Annotated in this window: 12 protein-coding genes; 3 read left to right on the forward strand and 9 right to left on the reverse strand. The window is 57.2% G+C overall.

The genetic code is table 11. The annotated features are described in order from the left end of the window. Positions 1-391: 391 nt before the first annotated feature. The gene (locus tag Enr13x_RS10485; protein ID WP_145386014.1) at positions 392-1,612 is read right to left on the reverse strand and encodes an ankyrin repeat domain-containing protein; all 1,221 of its coding nucleotides are present in this window, start codon (positions 1,610-1,612) and stop codon (positions 392-394) included. A gap of 754 nt (positions 1,613-2,366) precedes the next feature. On the opposite strand from Enr13x_RS10485, the gene Enr13x_RS10490 reads away from it, so the two are divergent. Together Enr13x_RS10490 and Enr13x_RS10495 are read left to right on the forward strand one after the other, a co-directional pair. Continuing rightward, the gene (locus Enr13x_RS10490) at positions 2,367-4,406 is read left to right on the forward strand and encodes a carbonic anhydrase (RefSeq protein ID WP_197455930.1); all 2,040 of its coding nucleotides are present in this window, start codon (positions 2,367-2,369) and stop codon (positions 4,404-4,406) included. A 295-nt stretch (positions 4,407-4,701) separates the two neighbouring features. Continuing rightward, on the forward strand, positions 4,702-6,159 hold the full coding sequence (locus Enr13x_RS10495; protein ID WP_145384429.1) for an IS1380 family transposase: 1,458 nt from the start codon (positions 4,702-4,704) through the stop codon (positions 6,157-6,159). A gap of 217 nt (positions 6,160-6,376) precedes the next feature. Here Enr13x_RS10495 and Enr13x_RS10500 read toward each other — a convergent pair whose 3' ends face one another. Beyond that, positions 6,377-7,177: a polysaccharide deacetylase family protein gene (locus Enr13x_RS10500; protein WP_145386016.1), complete on the reverse strand. Its 801-nt coding sequence runs from the start codon at positions 7,175-7,177 to the stop codon at positions 6,377-6,379. Continuing rightward, positions 7,174-7,941, reverse strand: a complete 768-nt coding sequence (locus tag Enr13x_RS10505) for an RraA family protein (RefSeq protein ID WP_197455931.1) — start codon at positions 7,939-7,941, stop codon at positions 7,174-7,176. Before Enr13x_RS10505 ends, Enr13x_RS10500 begins: the two co-directional genes overlap by 4 nt. A gap of 176 nt (positions 7,942-8,117) precedes the next feature. Here Enr13x_RS10505 and Enr13x_RS37845 point away from each other — a divergent pair, with 176 nt between their 5' ends. Further along, positions 8,118-8,345: a hypothetical protein gene (locus Enr13x_RS37845; protein WP_197455932.1), complete on the forward strand. Its 228-nt coding sequence runs from the start codon at positions 8,118-8,120 to the stop codon at positions 8,343-8,345. 354 nt (positions 8,346-8,699) lie between these two features. Here the strand turns inward: Enr13x_RS37845 and Enr13x_RS10515 are convergent, their stop codons facing one another. From Enr13x_RS10515 to Enr13x_RS10540, 6 genes are all read right to left on the reverse strand, one after another. Next, the gene (locus tag Enr13x_RS10515) at positions 8,700-9,953 is read right to left on the reverse strand and encodes a DUF1559 domain-containing protein (protein WP_145386019.1); all 1,254 of its coding nucleotides are present in this window, start codon (positions 9,951-9,953) and stop codon (positions 8,700-8,702) included. An 807-nt stretch (positions 9,954-10,760) separates the two neighbouring features. After that, entirely contained in the window at positions 10,761-13,151 is a 2,391-nt protein-coding gene (locus Enr13x_RS10520) for a hypothetical protein (protein ID WP_145386020.1), read from the reverse strand. Continuing rightward, entirely contained in the window at positions 13,148-16,132 is a 2,985-nt protein-coding gene (locus Enr13x_RS10525; protein ID WP_145386021.1) for a leucine-rich repeat domain-containing protein, read from the reverse strand. Before Enr13x_RS10525 ends, Enr13x_RS10520 begins: the two co-directional genes overlap by 4 nt. Before the next feature lie 260 nt (positions 16,133-16,392). Then, positions 16,393-18,462, reverse strand: coding sequence for a S9 family peptidase (locus Enr13x_RS10530; protein WP_197456174.1), 2,070 nt, complete (start codon positions 18,460-18,462; stop codon positions 16,393-16,395). Between the two features lie 331 nt (positions 18,463-18,793). Continuing rightward, a complete protein-coding gene (locus Enr13x_RS10535) occupies positions 18,794-19,201 on the reverse strand; it encodes a response regulator transcription factor (RefSeq protein WP_145386023.1) in 408 nt (135 codons plus the stop codon). Then, complete coding sequence (locus Enr13x_RS10540) at positions 19,167-20,969, reverse strand: sensor histidine kinase (RefSeq protein ID WP_197455933.1); 1,803 nt, start codon at positions 20,967-20,969, stop codon at positions 19,167-19,169. Before Enr13x_RS10540 ends, Enr13x_RS10535 begins: the two co-directional genes overlap by 35 nt. Positions 20,970-21,223 lie beyond the last annotated feature (254 nt).

The raw sequence follows: 21,223 nt of genomic DNA on the forward strand, positions 1-21,223 counted from the left end.
CACCAGAGTCGTCGTGAACGACCAGTAGATCGACGTTTCGTCCGTGCAAACGCCTTGAAGGTGATGTTGGTACGTTCCTTCGCAATCGACCTTGAACGTCTCACCGTCATTGACGGTCTGCCACGGTTTGGCGGCGTTCGCTGCCAACGGCAAGACGGCGAGTAGGCAAGTAATCGGCGTTCTCATGGAGCTTTTGGGGTGATTAGGAACTTTGGTGAACACACCAGGATATCCTCCAGCAACTCTGCATGCATGACCACTGAGCGGAATCGTGAAGCGTGGTAAGTGAATCCCAAGCATTCGTGATCGATCCCAATCAGTGGTCGGGTGGGGGGGGGCGGTGGCGAGCGTGACTGACGCGAGTCACGTGGTCTCGTTGGCAACCACCATTCTACTCCGCTTTTAGTCCTTGTTCTTCAAGCCATGCCGCAACCGCGGCGCGGTCTTTCTGTAACCCGTCGAAGCTTGAGCTCGTTACCTTGGCCTTGGATCCATAGCCGGGCCGAATCGGATGGATGTATCGGACGCGGTTGTAACCGTTGTGGCTCGGAGTTTCTGTCGCATAGTCGAGTGCATCGAGTCCGGCGCGGCCGCCACGAACGTCGTTGAACAGGGACGCGATCAATTTTCCTCGTTCGGTCCTATAGACTGTGCCGTAGATTCCAATGCCCATCCCGCCTCGATTGGTGACCGCCGTCGATTGATTCCAGCGCACCGTCACGACCGTTTGACGTCCTCCTTTGGCGAGTTCCGTCGTGTCGCATCCGAGGTTCGAGACGGCGTGAAGATCGGCGCCCCGGTCGACGAGTAGCTTGACCAGTGCCAGATCGCCCGCGGCGGCTGCGAAATGCAACAGCGTTTTGCCACCACAGCGTGCGTCCACCTTCAGTTCTCCGCTTTCGATGCCGGAGACGATCGCAGCGGAATCGCCAAGAATCAATGCTTCAATCTCTTTGGGGTACTTCAAGGTGGTGCTGCGATAGGTGGGTTGGATCAAAGCCAGTTCATCCAGGCTCAAGCCGGATGCGTGCTGCCATTGCGAGAGACCCTCTGTCTTGATGTCACGCAGGAAATCGAGTTGGTGTTCGCGGTTGATGGTGTCCGCCAGAGGCGTGTTGCCGGATGTCGCGATCAGATGCCCGACGGCGCAGTGCGTGCCCCACGGATCGATGAAAACCGGGCGGCGATCCGATGCGAGGACGTTCAGTGGGAATCTTCCGTCCTGCATGTATGTCTGCAACGTTCGGAGATGTGCCGAGCGTTGTTCAAGTTGCGAGTCGCTGAGGTGCGAAACGTCTGCAGATTGCAATTGGCTGATCACCAATTGGAGATGGGTTTGGATCAGCGAAACGTCACTGTCCATGGAGATTGCTTCGTTGAGGATTTCGAAGTCGGGTGTGCGATTCGCCCAATTCTCGTTTAGGTCACACAGCTGTCGGTACAGCGAATCGTGGGCGTCGACTTGAGTGCCAGCGAGGCTCGGGGAACCTGACGTTTCGATGGACGAGGAGACGGGGGTTGGCGGGCTGGCTGAGAGCGGGACTGCGACGGCGAGCAGTGCCAGGAACGCGAGTGCGGAGAGTGATTGGGAGAGCGTTTTTATGCGGATCATTGTCATGTTTGAATGGTGAGCGAGTTGGGTTTGGGTTAAGGGTGTCCAAAACGACCTGCGAATTCCGTCTGGTAGCCGCCCAAAAGAATTTGCCGGTTTTTCGAAGAAACACTGACCGCAGCGGTCGGGGGACGCTCGCCCGTGACATTTGCTCCTTTGTCGTTTTTGTCGTGAGTTGGCAAAACGATGGGGGCAGAATGATGGGGGCAGAATGATGGGGGCAGAATGATGGGGGCAGAATGATGGGGGCAGAATGATGGGGGCAGAATGATGGGGGCAGAATGATGGGGGCAGAATGATGGGGGCAGAATGATGGGGGCAGAATGATGGGGGCAGAATGATGGGGGCAGAATGATGGGGGCAGAATGATGGGGGCAAAACGATGGGGGCAAAACGATGAGGTGGCAGAATGATGGGGTGGCAGAATGATGGGGTGGCAGAATGATGGGGTGGCAGAATGATGGGGTGGCAGAATGATGGGGTGGCAGAATGATGGGGTGGCAGAATGATGGGGTGGCAGAATGATGGGGTGGCAGAATGATGGGGTGATGCCGCATTTCTGGTTCGGGGTAAGGCGACGGCAGCGCCCTCTGAAAACGGACATGCCGCCCAGGTTTCCGGTCAAGGGATGAGAACGATCCGCTATCGATCCCGATGGCGAAACCTGGAATGGCGTCCACCCGAACGCGGCTGGCCAGGGTTAGAATCGTCGTTGAAGGCGGTGCCGCTTCTTTTCTCGATCGGAACAATCACCATGTCCAGACTTTCTGCATTCGTCGTGTCGGTCTGCCTCTGTGCCATCTCTTCTGCCGCCGAGCCTCGGCCCAATGTGCTGTTCATCGTGGTTGACGACTTGAAGCCCGTCCTCGGTTGTTATGGTGACCCGACGGCCATCACGCCGGCGATGGATCGCATTTCCTCAGGCGGCACGGTGTTCCTCAACGCGCACTGCCCCTGGCCAAATTCCGGGCCGGCGCGTGCCAGCGTGATGATGTCGCTTCGCCCGGAAGCACACGGTGTGATGGACGTCGCGACCAGCATGCGAGCCAAGGACCCCAAACTTCAGACGCTGCCACAGCATTTTAAAAACAACGGCTACGCCACCGCTGGTACCGGAAAGATCTACGACCCACGCTGCGTTGATGACAGGGAAACGCATGACGAGCCTTCTTGGTCGGTGCCGTTTAGAAAGTTTGCGTATGCCAAAACGAAGTTCAAGAATGCGAGTCGATTTGCGTTGATGGCCGATGTCCGGGACGATGAGTTGCCCGACGGCCAGATCGCCGCGAGCGGCATCGAGTTGTTGCGCACGTTGAGCCGGTCTGATGCACCGTTTTTCTTGGCCGTCGGTTTCATGAAACCGCATCCTCCGTTGATTGCCCCCCAAAAGTATTGGGAGTTGTATCAGCGAGATCAGTTTTCGTTGTCGCCCCATCGCGGACCGATCGAGTACGCGAGCGGATTTTCGGTTCACGGCACCAGCATGATGCGCGGCTATGAAGGCGTGCCTGCTGATGGAGAATTCTCCGAACCGCTGCAACGCGAAATCATTCACGGCTACTATGCCTGCGCCTCGTATGTTGACGCGCAGATCGGATTGCTGGTGGATGAACTCGAAACCCTGGGGCTGGCTGACAACACCACGATCGTACTTTGCGGTGACAACGGCTTTCATCTTGGTGATCACGGGATGTGGGGCGTGAACAGTCCGCTCGAACAAGCGTCGCGCGTGCCGCTGATCATTCGGCCTGCATCGGGCACGGCCATCGCATCGACGACCGAGCCGGTTGAATCCATCGACCTCTTTCCGACGCTTTGCGAACTGTCCGGGATTCAATGCCCAGAAACCATCAGCGGTCGAAGCCTGGTGCCTCTGGTCAATGGTACCGCCGATCAAGTACGTGACGGTGCCATCACGGTTTTCAAGAACCGCGGATCCATCGCGTACTCCTATCGCACCGATCAATACCGCTACACCGAATGGGTCAACAAGTACAACAAGATCGCCGCCAGGGAATTGTATGATTACAAGATCGACCCGCACGAAACAAGGAATCGGTCGGCTGATCCGGAGTACGCCGAATTGCGTCTTCGACTGGCAAGACAGATGCGAGCGGACGCTTCGGATTGTCAGCGACTGCGAGCGGTGTCCGCCGTCAGTGACGTGGCGCTGGGCATGCGGACACCTGACGTCAACACGCTGGCGGCGGCCGCGGAGGCACTCAAGCGTTTGAAGGAAGGCAATGCGCGATTCGTTTCCGGTCAATCCATCCATCCGCATGAAACACGGAACTGGCGATCCCAATTGGAAGAGGGGCAGCATCCGTTCGCGGTCGTACTCGGCTGTAGCGATTCCCGTGTCCCTCCCGAATTGCTGTTCGATCAAGGTTTTGGAGATTTGTTTGTGATCCGGGTCGCGGGCAACGTGGTCGACACCGATGTCACGGCCAGCATCGAGTATGCCGTGCACTACCTGGAGACACCGCTGGTGCTGATTCTGGGGCATACCGGCTGTGGGGCCGTCAAGGCAACCGTGGACCACTTTGACAACCCGAGTGAGCAGCCGAGGGAGGTCGTTGCACTGATCAAGCGGATCGAACCTGCGTTGAAGAACGTCCCGGAGGACGCCCAGGGCGCCGAGCGAATGAGTGGCGCCGTGCGGACCAACGTCATCCACGCCGTCCAGAAACTTTCCAGCATTGCCGACGTCCGCCAAAGCATCGGGATGGGACAGGTCCGCATTGTTGGCGCAGTCTACAACATGCACACCGGTACGGTGGACGTCATCGAATAGTCGTCCGACTTAAGGCGATCGCTTTTCTGATGTACGATGGCCCTTCCGGGCCGTCGCCCGTGGGGCTCTGCGCGACGACCTAGAAAGGACGTCGTACACCCCTCCGACGACCACCTCTCACCCATTTGGTCAGATCATTCAGATTTGTCGCGTTTCGCGCTAGCCCTAAGCTGGACGGTCTCTAACCCGGATATTGCATCCGCTGATACGATTCCCCCTATAGCGCGAAAGCCTTAGTTCGTGTATCTATTGGAGTTACGACACTTCACAGAACACGAAACCAAGGCTTTCGGCAATGACAAAGCGTAATCGAAAACGTCCCGCATTGAAACGCCTCCGCAGGCAGGCCGTTGAGGTGGATTTCAACGGCGGATCGCTCACCTCCGACGGAGGCCTCGTCCTGCTTCGTGAAGTCGACAAAAAGCTCAATTTGATCGAGCGGATTGACCAAGCCATCGACGACCCACGTGATCCGTTTCACACCAAGCATTCGCAAGCGGAAATCCTCATCAGTCGAATCTTTGCGATCGCTGCAGGATACGAAGATGCAAACGATCAACAGCATCTTCGCAACGATGCCGCCTTTCAAGTCGCCGCCGGACGGACCCCTCGAATCAATGCCGGGGCGGACGACGATGAAGATCCCACTCTGGCAAGTCCCTCGACGCATTCGCGATTTGAAAATCGAATCGGCAAAAAAGAACTCTTCGAGCTCAGCAAGATCCTCGTTGATATTTTCCTTGACAGCTTCGACACCCCGCCTGGTGAAATCACGCTCGATCTAGACGCAACGGACGACAAGGTACACGGCGAGCAAGAAAGAAGGGCTTTCAATGCCTACTACGACAGTTACTGCTTCCAACCGCTGTACGTATTTTGCGGCGACCAACTTCTCGTCTCTTATCTTCGTGCGGCCAATCTCGGTGATGCACACCACGCACGCGGGATCACAAAATTACTCGTCGCAAGGATCCGCAAACGATGGCCTCAGGTCAAAATTACCCTTCGTGGTGACGGAGGCTTTGCGATCGAACGCCTGATGCGTTGGTGCGACAAAAACGATGTCCACTACATCTTTGGTTTGCCCAAGAATAAGGTTTTAGTCAAGGAAATTGCTTGCGAAATGACACGGGCAAGAATCCTTCGATCACACCGGGGTGGGAAACAAGCCTGCTTCAAATGGTTTCGCTATCGCACCGGCAGGACTTGGGACCGCCATCGCTGGGTGGTCGGCAAAGCAGAGTACACTGGCAAAGGCCCCAATCCTCGCTTCGTCGTAACAAACCGTTTCTCAAGTGATGGCATTGTCGACACGACCTACCATCGACCGATGGTCAACGGCAAAAGGCAACCGTTGCAAGTTAAGACTCCAGGAACATGGTGTTCTGTCGCCTTTGACCCGGAGAAGTTTTATCGAGAGCACTACTGCATGCGTGGCGAGATGGAGAATCGGATCAAAGAACAACAGCTTTGCCTGTTCGCTGATCGCACCAGTTGCACCCGTTTTATTGCCAATCAGTTCCGCGTGATGCTTTCATCATTTGCTTACGTTCTACTCGATGGGGTGCGTCGCCTGGGCCTGAGTGGAACGAAACATAGTCGTCTACGCGTGGACACAATTCGATTGCGTCTATTGAAAATTGCAGCACGCGTGCGTGTGACTTGCCGTCGTGTGATCTTTCATCTCTGCAGCCACTGCCCCTGGGAACCGCTGTTCAATCAGGTGCTGACGCGTCTTTGTCGTAGCGACTAGCTACCCCCATCGCATCGCGATTCATCACCCAGCGACAATTTTGTCCTCTGGGGGTGGGGGGCCTCTGCCCAAAGCCAATCAATTGCAGCGAAAATCGGCCATAATAGGCAACGCCGCCGTAACTCAGTCCAAAATCACAGTCAACCACTCAGCGGATGCAATATCCGGGCTAAAGCCTGCACACCAGCACCGATGGGTACCGTCGATGGTCGATCGGTTACGGCAGTTGGTCGAACGTGTAGAACGGCAGGTTGAGTTGCTTCGCTTTGCCGAAGATCTGAGCCAGTGCTTCGGGGGTCACGAAGTGGCCTCGATCCGGCTTCGTCGCGCAGATGCGGTGCGCATAGAACACGATGATTTCGTGATTCTCTGCCGCCCGGGTCAACGCTGCGTCGATCTGCTCGAAGGTGCGATCGGGGCGAGCAGGGGCGTAGTCGATGCCCTTTGCAATCAGGCAACCTTGCTGGTTGATTCGGCCGGCAGGAACAAAGAAGGCATCGGCATCGCAGATGCGTTCGCCGTCGGCCACATTCTTTCCCGTTCGCAGATGTCGAAAGACCTTGAGCAGTGTTTCGTCCGTGACGGCGTCGTTGCGGCTCATCGGGTAGGCGAACGATGTGGGGGCGACTCCCGCAGCTTGAAACGCTTCCAGTTGCGGGCGGATTTCGTTGCGAAGAAAGACTTCGGGTGAATGATCCTGGCAGTATTCGACGGCTTTCAAATGATGCACGCTGTGCGAACCGATCGCGTGACCATGCTTTCTCAGCCGGCGGATTGCGTCAACCGCGTGATCATCAATCTTGCCGCTGATGAAAAACGTTGCCTTGACACCGAATTCGTCAAACAGGGGAATCGTGTTGACCCAATCGTCGAAATTTCGATCGTCGAACGTCATGACGACACCGCCACGATGAACATCAAACGCCGACGACCGGTCTTCTTGGCCACGGACCTGGGACGATGAAACGATTGAAGCCAATGCCGAGGCGACAACCAATAGGAAGCGTGTTCGGTTCATGCCCATTCACCTGCCTTGCCAGAGAACTCATTCTTAGCCAAATCGCCAAAGCGGGCGCAGGCATCATCGATTTCATTGAGGAGTGCTTCGGTTGACTTGCCGGCTGCGTTTCGAGCGGTCTGGATCATGGTTTGGCATTCGAAGGAATCCATCCTGCGGGCGGCGTTCAGCAGTCCAGGCGTATCCTCCGCCGGCACGGCAAGAAACCCATGCTTGTCCGCGTGAATCAATGTTCCTGGTGTGATCGGCGTGCCGAACGCCTCGACCTCGCAGGCCCATCGGATCGGGGTGCTGTAGGCATGGCCGACGCTCAATCTGCGGGCCAACGCTTTGAAGCCTGCGTTGGTCATTTCATCGACGTCACGAATGGAACCATCGACGATTGCGCCGACACAGCCCAGGGCTCGATGGATGTTGCTATTCACTTCACCCCAGAAGGCGCCGAATGTCGCGGGTTTGTCCAGATCCTGTACGACGACGACCTTGGGGCCCGGCACCGACGCAACGTACCGTCGGTATTCGCTCCACGCGTTGGCATTGGCTGTCTTGTGCACGGGGTTTCCCGGTTCGATCACGACCGTCACGGCGTAGCCAACCATCGGGCCCATCTGTGGCATGAAGTCATGAGTTTCTTCAAGGTTGAAACAGTCTCGACCGGCATCGCGTGACGTGATCTGTTCCCAGCCGTTGTAAATGGTGGGTGTGTTCCAGCGTTTCAGTTCCAGAAGCTCTGCGTGGCTGAGTGGTAGGATGTTGTCGGGCACGTGTTGATCGTTGGGTGGTGGGCAGCGGGGTGGTCGTCCATCGGGAGCTTGTCGTACGCCGTGAAGAACCACCATCCGCCCAATGCGCCATGGTCGGCAGTCGACGATTCAGGTTCTCAGGGAGTGATTCCGCATCGGGAAGATTCGGCGAATCGACCGATTGATGAGGATTCGACTTGGATAATAGAACGATCACGCTTGCGCCGTTCAAGTCAGCGAAGGGGCAAGATGATGGAGGCAAGACGATGGGGGCAAGACGATGGGGGCAAGACGATGGGGGCAAGACGATGGGGGCAAGACGATGGGGGCAAGACGATGGGGGCAAGACGATGGGGGCAAGACGATGGGGGCAAGACGATGGGGGCAAGACGATGGGGTGGCAGAATGATGGGGTGGCAGAATGATGGGGTGGCAGAATGATGGGGTGGCAGAATGATGGGGTGGAAAAGGGATTCCGCAGGTTTTGTTCTGATCTATCGCTGTGCTCCTGCCTCCCCGTCTCATAATCTCCTTGTCTCCTTGTCTCCTTGTCTCCTTGTCTCCTTGTCTCCTTGTCTCCTTGTCTCCTTGTCTCCTTGTCTCCTTGTCTCCTTGTCTCCTTGTCTCCTTGTCTCCTTGTCTCCGGCACGCGGCACGCGGGCGGATTCGGAGCGTCCGTGTTGAGCGCTCTTCAAAAAAAAACTCCCGGCCATTTTTCGGGGCCGAGAGTTTTGATTGATCGTCCGGTATGCCGAAATCGGCTGCGGATCGGTTTCGGGTTATTGATTCAGTTGTTCCTGAATCGTTTCGCGTGAGGCCCGGGTTCCGAGAGCGCCCCACAGTCCGTACGGGCTCTTCGTACCGGGTGACGACGTGATATCGGCCGGCGCCAGCCAAACCATTTCGTGGTGCGAGTCACCGGCTTCGATCGAGTCGGTGATAAAGACCACCGCACCATCGCCCATTAAGATATGGGCGCCGCCTTGGTGTCGACTCGATGGTGGGAACATCCCGGTTTCGCCGACGCTGCTTCCCCCGCCGATCGGAGCGTTGGGGGGAAGGATCGTGTGGCAACCGCTGAAGTTCGGGCGAAAGTCGGCCCACTTGAAGCCTCGCCCGTTGTTGGAGTTTTCGATCGGCGTTGTCGGGGCCCAGAATCGCGGATTATCAGGATCGATTTGATTGTTGTCGATGCAATAGCTCGGATTCAATCGGATCTCGTCGGGAGGATTGCCGTTCAGACTTTGAATGCCGCGAGTATCGCGATCACTGAGGTCGGTCAGGATTTCCGCAAACGCGACGGTGTTGGACAGTCCGTCAAGGATGTCACGGAATTTGGACTCTTTATGTGGCACGAACGTCCCCCGGTTGGCAGCGAGTGAGCGTTGCACCCACGTGTTGGTCGAGACCATTTCACCCCGGGTGGTGTGATGCTGTTTTGAGCCGCGGATCGACCAATCGATCGAATCGCCCAGGCAGGCGGCGTAGTTGGTCCGACCTTGGGCCGGCAAGCCGACACCGGGATCGCTGGGGCATCGCAGCATCGGGAGTTCGGTGACCCAAGGGCGGTACTGGATGAACTCCACGGTCGGCCCCATCGGAGGCCAGGCCACCGTCAACTGGGTGCCCGGGTTGACGGCATCGATGACGCTCGGGTTTGAAATTTCGTCCCACAGCGCTTGCTGCTCCATAAACGGTGTCAGCCCGACCAGGGCGCTCAGGCGCCAAGCATTCGAGTCGCCGTAGTTCGTCCACCAGTCGGTGGTGGCCGAGGTGACACCATACGGTGCGGCTCCCCCGTCGGGGCTGGCCGTGCCGACCCCGTGCATCGGGAGTTGTCGATAGGCACTGTGGTAGTTGTGGATCGCGAGCCCCAGCTGTTTGAAGTTATTGCTGCAACTCATCCGGCGAGCGGCCTCGCGTGCTGCCTGCACGGCAGGCAGCAAAAGACCGACAAGGATTCCGATGATGGCGATGACAACCAATAGTTCCACAAGCGTGAAACCGTGGTTCGTCCGGGCGGGGCGTTTCATTTAGAGTATCTCAGTTGGAAATGCGAAAGTGACTTCAAGACTTAACAGAACAATCCTTGATCTTGGTTAATAAGTATCGAGGATCTGACTGGGAAATTGAAAAGATGAGCGGCAAGTCTCAGCAGGCGGTCTGCACCAGTAGGTGTGTTCAGAGTACTTCTGGAGCGGTCAGCGGTTGCTTAAACGACGGCATCATTACTTATCAATAGTTTCTAATGGGATCACATCGTCAAGGGTCAATTCTTTTAAATCTATCCCGCGAGATAGGTTGCTCACCGTGTGCGACCCTAACGTTGCAATTAGCGTGGAGCTAGATAACCATAGGGTTATTAATCTCAGTGGAATTAACCGGCTATTCATGGACGACGGTCGTGGATCTGAACCGATCCGTCTTCATAAACATGAATGATGAATCGGGGGGGCTCTCAATGATCCTCAACCCGATTCAGGTGGATCGACACGGCGACGGGGGATCAGGTTGCCTCACCCGTGGGTGTCGCCACCGATGAACATCGGATGCATCATGGATGATCATCCGGACGCCGATTGCAGTCGATGCAATCGGTGAAAAAAGCGGGACCGGGAATCCCTGTCTCGGCTTCATGTGATATCGCTCGCGGTTTGGGACCTTCTCGTGTGAAGCAAATTTCCGCGAGGGAGCGAAGCAGAGTTTTTCCCCTACTTAATGCCCGTCTCGGCCGCCTATGGACATCATCGTAGACCGCCGGCGATTCGGTTTCTTGTCCGTGTACGCGCGCCGGTCGCTGAATTGCGCACAACGCGATCCCGAGGTCGGTATCGAATGCTTCACTCCGGAAGATAAGTCTTCATGCGATCGAGTCCTTGATTTCCCGTACGGTTCACGATCTCGTTGGGCAGCATCGGGTACCTCGCGCGATAATACTCGGCCAAGTCCTCACAAAGTCGAAGTGCATTCTTGGTGTACGTCGAGTTGGGGCCCGGCGTGTCGGGTAGGCTGTGTGAACCTGCCACCAAGATGATTGCATTTGGGGTGCTCTGCTCTCGATAATACCGCATGTCCAGACCTTGCCGGACGCCGGCGAGCACGCGATTTCCATCGACAAGCGCATACCCAAAGAAAGCGCGCGGAAAAACGTTCGCAATCCGTTCGATACATCTTGAATAAATGAAATCTCCCATCGGTGGTCCGAGGGCCCGGGCGACGGCGGCAGCATACGCGGCCGCGGATCCGCGTGTCCCACCCCAGCGTTCCAGTCGCCAAATCATCACTTGGAAATGCATCATGTCGTCGTGCGGGAATCGTTCAAGAAATTCACGAATCTGGTCATAGGAATCGTCGTAGCTGAGTGACGTGTCACGAGCCAAGCTGGCGAAGTATTCGTAAGCGACTGCGGGGACATCGTCGATCTGTTGCAACTTCTTCCACGATTCCATCGCCTTCTTGTTTTGCGATTCAAACGTCCGCCAATCTTTCTCAGACACGGAACTGGACCAGCCGTTGCCCCTGGCATTCCAGGCTTTCATGATGCAGTATTTGATTTTTGTCGTCAGTGCGAGTGGCGACTGCCGATCGGCCCACTCTGCGAAGCCCGCCAAACGTTCTTTTGTCACTTCGAGGTCTGCTTCGGTGGCTTGATCGTTTTGGAGTGACTGTTCGCGGTAGATCCACTGCATGGCAGTCGCCTCAACGAGCACCTGGTAGATCTGCTCTTTGGTCCGATTGAATCGTCGTTCAGGGAGAGCTCGAATCACGGAATGTAATGCTTCTAAATCATCGAAACGATTCTGCCATGCCCAAGATCCCACGAGCCCGCCAAGGTAGTTCACGCCTTGATGGATGTTTGCGATGCGGGTGTAGAGGTCAATGGTCTGACCGTCATGCAGCGCGACCACGGTACCGGAAGCGGCGACGACAGGTTTTCGATCGCCGAAACGTTTCGTCGGGGTCGGTCGCCCAAACCCTCGATCGCCAAGGATGGCGTCGTACATCACGCGCTCGGTGCCGCCGTCGGGCAGCGGGCGGTCAGCGAGACAGAGTTGTGTGCACGGTGTGGGGGCATTGTGAAGGTCGAGCACGTCCACGATATCCCAGTAGATCGATGTCCGCCAAGTCTGGCGGTCATTACCGGGAGTGTTCGGATAGTTGGGGCGTTTATGGCACGCATTCTTCTCGATCCACAGGTCATAGGCACGAGAACAGCGGACCATCAATGGTTCGCCAGGATCAGTGAGCGGGACGTCGAAATCGTCGTCCAACGCCCCTCGGTCGAGTTTGAACACGCGGCCGGTATTTTGGTCGTGCCAAGCCGCGATTCGGGCCGCTTCAGGTGAAATGGCTGGCATCGGAAGGCTCACGTCGACCTCGCCGATTTTTGTCGCCGTGGCTAATTTCGGGTCGGTCAGGTACAGATTGCCCGATTGGTCAACGACCGCGGCATGCCCCGTTTCCGCTGCCACGCTGAGATGTTGAATGTTCTCGTTCAATGATCGTGTTGCGGCAACCGAGGCTGTCGTGCAATCGACCAGATGAAGTTGTTGTCCGGCAGCAACGATCATTCGAGAGTCCGAACCGTCCGCTTGCGTTGCGAAAAATTCGACGTGGATTGCATTTTCACCTGACATTGGCAACGAAAGATGTTGAAACTTGCTCGCATCACCGGGTTCGTCGAGGTCCGTCGGCGGGGTGCCGGGCAACGCCCACCACGGTCGCCACGGCAATCTTGAAATCCAAAGTCCGTTGTCGCCACCGATGACTAAGTGCCGTCCCGTCTTGTCCAGCCAGACCGTTGGGTTGGAAGCGTCGGGCGGCATTGCAACGCTCTCGCGCAGCATCGGCTGTCCGTCAACTTCATCGAGGGCAAGTCTTGCCATTGTCAACGCTTCACCGGTGAGCCCACTCGATGCGACCATCCACGGCGGCGGCTGTTGACTCGACTTTGCTTCTTCAATCCGCTTCTGATTATTCTTGAAGATCTGATCGGCGATTTCGCCAATCGCTCCCGGCTCGAGTTGGCGAAGGAACGCGCAATCGGTCGGTTTCGTGGCTTGCCAGTCGTCTTCAATCACCGGCCAGCGGTAGTGGTTCGCAGCAGCGGGCGCGGCGACAAGCGTTTCGCCCGTCGGAACTGAAAAGTGTTGCTCCGTTGGCACTGGATCGCAGCCTGTCAATGAGACCAAGGTGATGGCCAACAGGCAGAGTTTCGATGGACACTTCATTCTTTTTCCACCTCTTCTAAATTGTCGATGTTGTCAACGGATGCGCCCGCTGAGTTGATGGAGCGGAGCAATTGACCGATGACGGAACGGGCGCCCGGCCCGACCGGTGCGTTGGGGGCAACGACGGTCCCGGCTGGGGAATTTAGATCGGGGGCGGGACGGAAAAAATCGGCAGACCAGTCGGGACGCTCGAATTCGCTTGGTCCCTCCTGGCGATCCGGATCTTCGTAGACCGGAAACCCTCTCGGGTCGTAGCCCAGGAGTCTCCGTTGTGGCGGCTGGAACCATGTTTCGTAGGCATCACGTTCCATCACCAGCCGTTTCGCGGCGGTCAGTTTCGTAATCAGTGCAACCGTCGCGTCGACCGGCGAGAGTCGAAACATGAGCGACTTGTGGGTTTGCAGCGCCGGTATGATTTCCGACCAGTCTGCGGTTGCGCCGGTGAGATCGATTTCGTTCAGGTAATCGGATTTGTCAACGATTGCCGTCAGTCCGCCTGATTCAATGTTCGCACCGGCAAGCCCCACTTGGCTCAGATAGTCGAGCGGTCCCATTGCATCAACTAGCGATTGATTGAGGTTGATGCCGCCGAGGCTGACGGCAGTGAGACCCGGGCTCTTCCTGAGTTCGGGCAATGAACTCACATCGATTTCGTTTCCGCCAAGCAGCAGTTGCGTCCAGCGTCCACGGCCGATGATCCGAGATGTCGTTGCGGCCGAAAGTCCACAATCTCTGAGGTCCAATTGGGTAAGTGTCGTGGGGATGTCCCACTGTTGAAACAAGTCGTTGTCGAGATCCGCCCCTGGAAGGGCAAGCTGCTGGAGCGATCGAAGATTGATGACGCCATTAAACGCTTTCGACGAAGCGGATGGATAAGCGATCGTTAACTCCGTCAACGCGTGGGCTTTTAACACCTCCGAGACGTTTTCGTCATTCATCCCCTCGCCCCCTCCGATAAACCACTGCAATCCGGCGACACCACTGATTCGGATTTTCGAAAGCGGGCTCAAAACCGCCAAACCGGGAAGCTGAGGCGCGGCCTCCACGTGCAGGTAATTTCCGACCGGACTGAGGACCAGGGGAGATCGAAGTTCCGGTACATTGATCAGCCGCAATGCCGTGATCTGTGATTTCTTGTGCTGATCAAAAACGATCGTTTCAAGTTTGGGTTGATTTTCAACCCTGATCGCGTTGATGTTCGAATTGATCAGCAGCGATTTAAGGTCTGCGAGTTGGGCAGAAAGTGAGTTAACAAACCCGGCGCCTACCTCGGCGTTTCGCACGTCGATGGCCGTTGCCGAAAGCGTTGCGATCTGGTCGGCCGATTGTTTCGTCAGCGCGCAATATTGAAAGTCCAGTGTTGCGATCGCGGAGTTTTGTTTCAGGGGTGAAAGGTCGACCTTGCGAAGGTCACATCCTCGCAGTGCTAAAAGCGGCGGCCCGTTTAACTTTCCAAACTGGTCGATCACTCGTTGGCCGCACTCTGGGCTGCTCGTTGAGACATACTGTGGGTCGCCGACCCCAGGAATCATCGTGCTGGTTCCGGCCAACTTCTCCATCGCGTCGCAGCCTTCGATTTGGATGGATTCAAAGTCGCCAACGTAAAACGAGAAGGACTCGAGCAGAGGGATCTCATTCAACGTACAGTTGCGAACCCACGCGTCATACGGCATCTGGTCGTTGGCAGCCAATCGCATCTGCGCGTCGTTGTATTGCACTTTGACGTTCGTAAGTTTTGGCAGACGCTGTAGATCGAGGTCGACCAATTGAAGTGAATCGAATCCGAATTGCTCCAGCTCGGGCATGTCGTGCAATGAGATCCCAAAGAGGTTCGGGTTGAGCGGTTCGTCGAGTGATTGAAACGCGAGGCGTCGCAATTGTGGCCAAGATTCAAGCTGGATTTCACCACCGGTTCCTGTATTCGGCCGAGAGAGAACCAGACTTTCCAGTTGGTTCTTCAGTTCACAATCCTGCCAGGCCTGGAACGGGATCATCGTTTCCATGGCCATCAGCCGTGAGAGTCGCGGAAGTTTCGCGAAACGCGGAAGCGCATCCTCCGCAATATTGGTGTGCGAAATGTTGAGTTGTCGAAGCAGCGAACATTCAGACAATGCCAAAACGGTTTCCGCATCCAGTTCGGCACCGGCGATACGAAGGTCTTGCAGATAACGCATCGAGGGCAGGCGGCTCAACGGTTTCTGGTCGTACTGGCCACCACCGATCCGCAGCGCTCTCAGGTAAGGCAACTTGCACATTAATTGCAGTTGTTCGTCTGACGGCTCTTGGAGATCAACAGCGGTTGTCCTCAGCCACATCGGTCGCGCCGACTTGGGGACCCATTCGGTCAAAATCGCCGGCATGTACGACTGCCGCACGACCTGCCCGCTCGCTGCGAGTTGATCGGCAATGACTTTGTCGGCTTCGGACTGACGGATCTGCCATCTCCAATAGCCCATCGCCGAGGCGATCAGTGTGACGACAAACAACAAATCGGCGAGCGAAACTCGATTGGACTTCCTCACTGTTGGCCGCAAGTAGAAAAAAATGATGGCCACAAACGCGATGGCGGTCGCCAGATTCCAGACCACGGCGCGCCCGTACCATCGAGCTTGATCGACGCCATTTGGAAATGGATGACGAATGTAGTAGCGAAACGGCCATCCTGCTTCGACCGGGTCAATCGGTTGCAGCGCGCCTTCGGTTCGAAAGCCGAAGTCGAATGGCGACTCGGACCAGGTCGCTGTGGTCGAAGAACTGACGGAATACTGGAACGGCCAGTTGGCGGTAACCAGCAGCGAAATCACGATTGCCGATGCGATCCATCGAGCTTGGGGGTTCCGCCGGGCGCCGCCGCTACGCTTCAAAGCGGTAGGTGTGCCGGTGCTGGGGGACGCGGTTGTGCTCTGATCGTCGCCGCCGGTCTCAGCGCTGGTCTCAGCGCTGGTCTGCTCGATACGAGCAGAATTCGTCTTCTCGGTCACTGCTAGTCTCTGCTTCTCTTGCCGCCGTTTTGTATGCCTCTGCATGGTTGGTGCATGCCCACCCGGAGTATACACCGGTGGGCGGGATCGGTTGCAAGAGTTGCCCTTGAATCGGGATCCGATTTGTCAAACGGCCTGACAGGTTCGCGAAGCACCCAAATTCCATCGTTCGAAAGGGAAGCTTGGGTTGGAGAGTGGGTTGAGACGCTAAGTGCCAGTATTTCGCTCAGCGTTTCTTTCGCTCTGCGTTGGTCAAACCGTTACCGCGGGCCGCGCGGAAGGTGTTCGACCAGGTATCGGGCGATCAGCATTCTCACGTGCAGTTCGGATCGTTTGCCTTCGCGCAGGCCGTGGTCACGATTGGGGTAGACCATGTAGTCGAACCGTTTGCCGAGTTCGATCAACCGATCCACCAGGCCTTCGATGATCTGAATATGCGTGTTCGTCTCGCCGGACCCGGTGACGATCAGCAGGTTGCCCTTGAGCCCTTCGGCAAAATTCAGGGGGGCCGATCGTTCGTAGCCCTCCGGGTTGACTTCTCGGGTTCGCATGTAGATTTCTTGGAACCACGCGTTGTACAAATGGGGCTGCGGTTTGGGGACGACGGCGATTCCGACGTGGTAATCGTCCGGTTTGCGGAACATGGCGTTCAAGGTGTTGGATCCCCCGCCGCTCCAGCCCCAAATTCCGACGCGTGACAGGTCCACATACGGTCGCGTGCGGCCGAGTTCTTTCAGCCCCGCGGCTTGATCTTCCGTTGAAAGTGGTCCCAGGCTGCCGAAGATCGATCGCCGCCATGCGGCGCCTTTCGGTGCGGGGGTGCCGCGATTGTCGATCGAGACGACGAGGTAACCGAGGTCGGCGATGACTCGATGAAAGTGGTTTTGGGCGGCTCCCCATTGGTCCAGCACCGTCTGTGCGTAGGGCTCGCCGTAAACGTAGATGAAGACGGGATACTTTTTGGAGGGATCAAAGTCCTTCGGCTTGATCATCCAGGCATCCATCGAGACACCGCCATCGATTTCCAGCCGGATGAATTCAGTCGGAGGGGTCATGAGCGTCGCGGCCCGATCGCGCAGTTCGCGGTTGTCCTCCAGCACGCGTACGACCTTGTGTCCATCCAGTTCGACCAAGTCGACGACCGGCGGCTGGTCGATGGTGGAATAGGTGTGAAACGCCCACTTGGCATCGGGCGAAAAATCGTAGTCGTGCGTCCCCGGTTGATCGCTGGGCGTGATCCGCTGGAGCGTTCCCGATCCATCGAGGGGGACTCGGTACAAGTACTTTCTCGGTCCATCGTCCGGCGCGGCGTAGAAGTAATACCAACCGCCCGGTTCATCGACGACGGCCCGATCAATGAGGTCGTAGTCGCCCGGTGTCAGCAGGGCCATTGCTTTGCCGTCGCGCGAATAGAGGAACGCGTGACGCCAGCCGTCTTTTTCGCTGATCACGATGAACGCCTGGCCGTCTCGAACCCATGTCAGCCCCGAGTTCTTTCCCTGGCTGCCCACCGCCCATGCGGAATTGGTTTCGCGAAAGATCTCGTTGACTTCGCCGTCGACATTCACGAGCGAGAAGACGCGTTCGTCACGAAAACGACTCAGCTTTTCGACCAGCACTTCCTCCGAGTTTCCTGCCCACTCGACCTGCCCGAGATAGACGCCGTCCGGGCTGAACTCCATCGGCAACCATTGCAGTTCGCCCCCTTCGATTTCGACAACGCCGACGCGGAGGGCATTGATTTTTTCACCGACGCGAGCGAATCGCTGGTGTCGAACGCTCGGATACGAGGGATCGTCTGGCACCAGCATGGGGCGCATTCTGACGTCGGTCGCATCCGACTCAATGAACACCACGCGTGTCCCGTCGGGGCTCCATTGAGGCTCACGATAGGAAACGTCTCGGTCGGGCGGGCGCCGCGTCAATCGGGTTCGCCGGCCGGATTCCAGATGACGGACGAACAGATCTTGGTCGCGAAATTCCAGGCGGTGCGTGCCGTCGGGCGACATCAGTTTTCGGCGGACCGGTTGCGACGTGTCGGGCGATTCGACTTCCACCTGTTCGCCCGTCCGGACGTCATACGTCAGCAACCGCGGTTGGTCGGAATTCGGATCCTGTTGACGAACGGTGTATCCGGAGCTGTCGGGTAACCATTTGCCCTGAAAGTCCTTCGCCCGAAATTGGCCGTGTTCGTAAATCGCTTTCAGCCGTGGTTCGGCTTGCGAGACCCACGTCGAATCCTCGGCTGTTTGTGCGGGGAGTGGGCCGAGTCCGATCGCAGCGTTTGCAATCAGGAAGAAAAGCGTGACCGGGAATCCTTGTCTCGGCATCATGGAAAATCGCTCGCTGTTGGGGCCATTCGGTGAAGTGACGCGGGGCCTCGGCGAGCGCGTGAAACATCGTCCTCGATGCGTTTCGCTCGTCTCCCGGCTGCCTTGAGTCGTCATCGTAGTCCCTCGGCGGCGCGTCTTCTTGTTCCAACGCACGCGCCCATCGGTGATTCGCGCACATCGCGACGGCATCGTTTGGGGGCAGGCCGGGCCTCGACTTTGAACCGAACGGAAACGAAGTGTCGGATCGAGCGAGTGGGATAGGCTTCCAGCCTGTCATTCCAGCGTCGACAGGCTGGAAGCCTATCCCACTTTTTTTCCGGGCATTGGCCTAGCAGCGGTTGGAACCATCGGGGCGGCCGTTTCGCTTGCCCGTGCAGTGCTCGCTGAGAAAATCGACCAGCCGGTCCGGTGCAAAGGGTTTCATCAGGAAGATCACCGCCTGGAAGCTCGCCAGTTGGGCCAGCACGTCTTCGTCACGATGTCCGCTGATCACAACGGTCGGAACTGCGGTGCCTTCGTCGGTGAGTTGCGTCAGCAGATCGATTCCGCTCATTTCGGGCAATCGCAGGTCCAGCACCATGCCGTCGATGGAGCCGTTCAAGTCTCCGAGCAAGAATTCTTCGGCACTTGAGACGCAATGGGGGTCAAATCCGAAGGCTGCGAGCAGCGCCCGGACGGAGTCTTGGACCGCGGGGTCATCATCAACAATGCATACTTTTGCTTTCGCAACATTCATCGGCGAATTCTCCGCTGAGTGGCAGCACCACGAGAAAGACCGTTCCGCGAGGGGTGGATTCTTCAACGACGAGTGATCCCTGGTGGGCTTCAATGATGGAACGTGCAACGGCCAGCCCCATGCCCATGCCTTCCGGTTTCGTCGTGAAGAATGTACGAAAAACATCTCGCTTGTCTTCTGACTCGATTCCGTTTCCGGTGTCTTTGACGCGGATCTCGATATGCTCGGTTGTCGACACGGTGTGAATGGTCAGGGTTCGCCGGGAGCGTTCCACCTGGTCCATCGCCTGGATCGCGTTTTGGAACAGGTTCATGAGCACTTGTTGGAGCTGCACTTGATGGCCATCAACCGTCAGGGATTCGGCGTGCAATTGAGTGATGAGATCAACGCCACGGGCGCGAAGGTCAGGTCCCATGATGCCCAACGAACTTTCGATCAGCTGATGGATATCCGTTGGCTGGTTGTCAGCCGGGTTGGGCTTGAGGAGGCGTCGGATGCCGCGGACGATCTCGGCGGCGCGATGCGCCTGGTCGCGAACCCGTCCGGCATGTTCGCGGATGGCTGCGGTCTGGACGGGGGACTCCGAAGCAAGTTTCTCGAGGACAAAGGCGTAGTTGGTCGCCGCCGAAAGAGGTTGATTCAGTTCGTGGGCGATCGACGAAACCAGTTCGCCCAGCAGATTGACGCGGCTGGCGTGTGCCAGTTTATCGCGATGATCTTTGAGTTGTTGCTCGATGCGACGTTTCTCGGTGATGTCCTCGGTAATACTCAGCACATGCGCCGTCTCGTCGCTTCCGTATCGGATGGGAACCTGGCGGGTCGTCATGGTGCGATGCTGGCCCTTCAATCCGACGATTTCGAATTCCAGACGGTTGGATTCCCCACGCAGAACCGCTTGTGACGCCTTGATGAAACGCTCGCGATCTTCCTCGACGATGACATCGAAGATGCATTTCCCCAAGACGTCTTCCCGCTCGGCTTCGAGCAGCTGAAGTCCGGCAGAGTTGATGTCGACCAGACGCCCTTCGCGGTCGACCAGTTTGACGCACTGGGGCTCCGACTCAAAGATCAAGCGGAAGCGTCGGTTGCTTTCCATGATGCTGGTCATCGCCTTTTCACGCAGTTGATCGTAGGCGTGAAATCGGCGTAGCAGTAGAAAAAGCAGGGTCGCAGACAGGACGGCGAACACCGCCCCCAGCACGAGGCTCTCTGTCCTGGTTTGATGCCACACCAGCGCGGTGTTTTGTTGTGATGTCGCCCATTCGCTTTCCAGTTGTCGTTGCAAAACAGCCATGGCCCGGCTGAACTGGTCCACGTCGTGTTCAAAGGCATCAAAGTCTGCGCGATCGACGACCCCGGTTTGGGCATACGTCGTGATCATCTGTCTGCCGCTGCCGGCGATCTGATGCTGTTGCTCCAGCACGCGATCGAATTGCTCGCGAGAGACTGCGTCCAACGCCGCCTGCTGGAGGAACGATCGTGAGAACTGTTCGTAGTTCGCGGCCCAGGTTTCGAAGTCTCGTTTTTCAGCCTCATCGCCCGAGATCACGAACGCAAAGCATTCTTGGACGGCGTCATTGGTTCTGCTGCGAAGGTCAAACAAACGACCGACCGAGGGCGCTCGACGATTGTTTGTTCGGGTCACCGCGTCGACGCGCACGAACAAGTACACACAATAGGTGGACGCCAACAGCAGCAGCGCCGCAAACGAAAGGATCAGCGATCGGGGATACGCGGATCGGGGAGCTTTCGATTCTTCGTTGATCATTCGACCGGCTGCCGTTCGATTCGCAGAAGGTGGCTGTCTGGACGCGTGATGGACGCCCGATGGCGCGGGACGTGAGATTCCGAAACGCTTGAGTCGGCGCAGAGAGACGTGACCCCCGATTATGGACGGTGGCATGGCGACCGCCAAGGGTAGCTCCTCTAGCCTACCGTACCCCTGGGGGCTCGCAACCGTCCGGTTGAGGGGATGGGCCGCTTTGGCGCGAGCCCCAACGGCTTCGTTCGCGGCGATCGTCC

The organism is Stieleria neptunia, from assembly GCF_007754155.1.
Classification (GTDB): Bacteria; Planctomycetota; Planctomycetia; order Pirellulales; family Pirellulaceae; genus Stieleria; species Stieleria neptunia.

What these genes read in the sequence shown, in the direction of transcription:
- Enr13x_RS10485 (WP_145386014.1), bottom strand. Translation starts at nt 1,612, where the DNA reads ATGATCCGCATAAAAACGCTCTCCCAATCACTCTCCGCACTCGCGTTC.
- Enr13x_RS10490 (WP_197455930.1), top strand. Translation starts at nt 2,367, where the DNA reads ATGTCCAGACTTTCTGCATTCGTCGTGTCGGTCTGCCTCTGTGCCATC.
- Enr13x_RS10495 (WP_145384429.1), top strand. Translation starts at nt 4,702, where the DNA reads ATGACAAAGCGTAATCGAAAACGTCCCGCATTGAAACGCCTCCGCAGG.
- Enr13x_RS10500 (WP_145386016.1), bottom strand. Translation starts at nt 7,177, where the DNA reads ATGAACCGAACACGCTTCCTATTGGTTGTCGCCTCGGCATTGGCTTCA.
- Enr13x_RS10515 (WP_145386019.1), bottom strand. Translation starts at nt 9,953, where the DNA reads ATGAAACGCCCCGCCCGGACGAACCACGGTTTCACGCTTGTGGAACTA.
- Enr13x_RS10520 (WP_145386020.1), bottom strand. Translation starts at nt 13,151, where the DNA reads ATGAAGTGTCCATCGAAACTCTGCCTGTTGGCCATCACCTTGGTCTCA.
- Enr13x_RS10530 (WP_197456174.1), bottom strand. Translation starts at nt 18,462, where the DNA reads ATGCCGAGACAAGGATTCCCGGTCACGCTTTTCTTCCTGATTGCAAAC.
- Enr13x_RS10535 (WP_145386023.1), bottom strand. Translation starts at nt 19,201, where the DNA reads ATGAATGTTGCGAAAGCAAAAGTATGCATTGTTGATGATGACCCCGCG.
- Enr13x_RS10540 (WP_197455933.1), bottom strand. Translation starts at nt 20,969, where the DNA reads ATGATCAACGAAGAATCGAAAGCTCCCCGATCCGCGTATCCCCGATCG.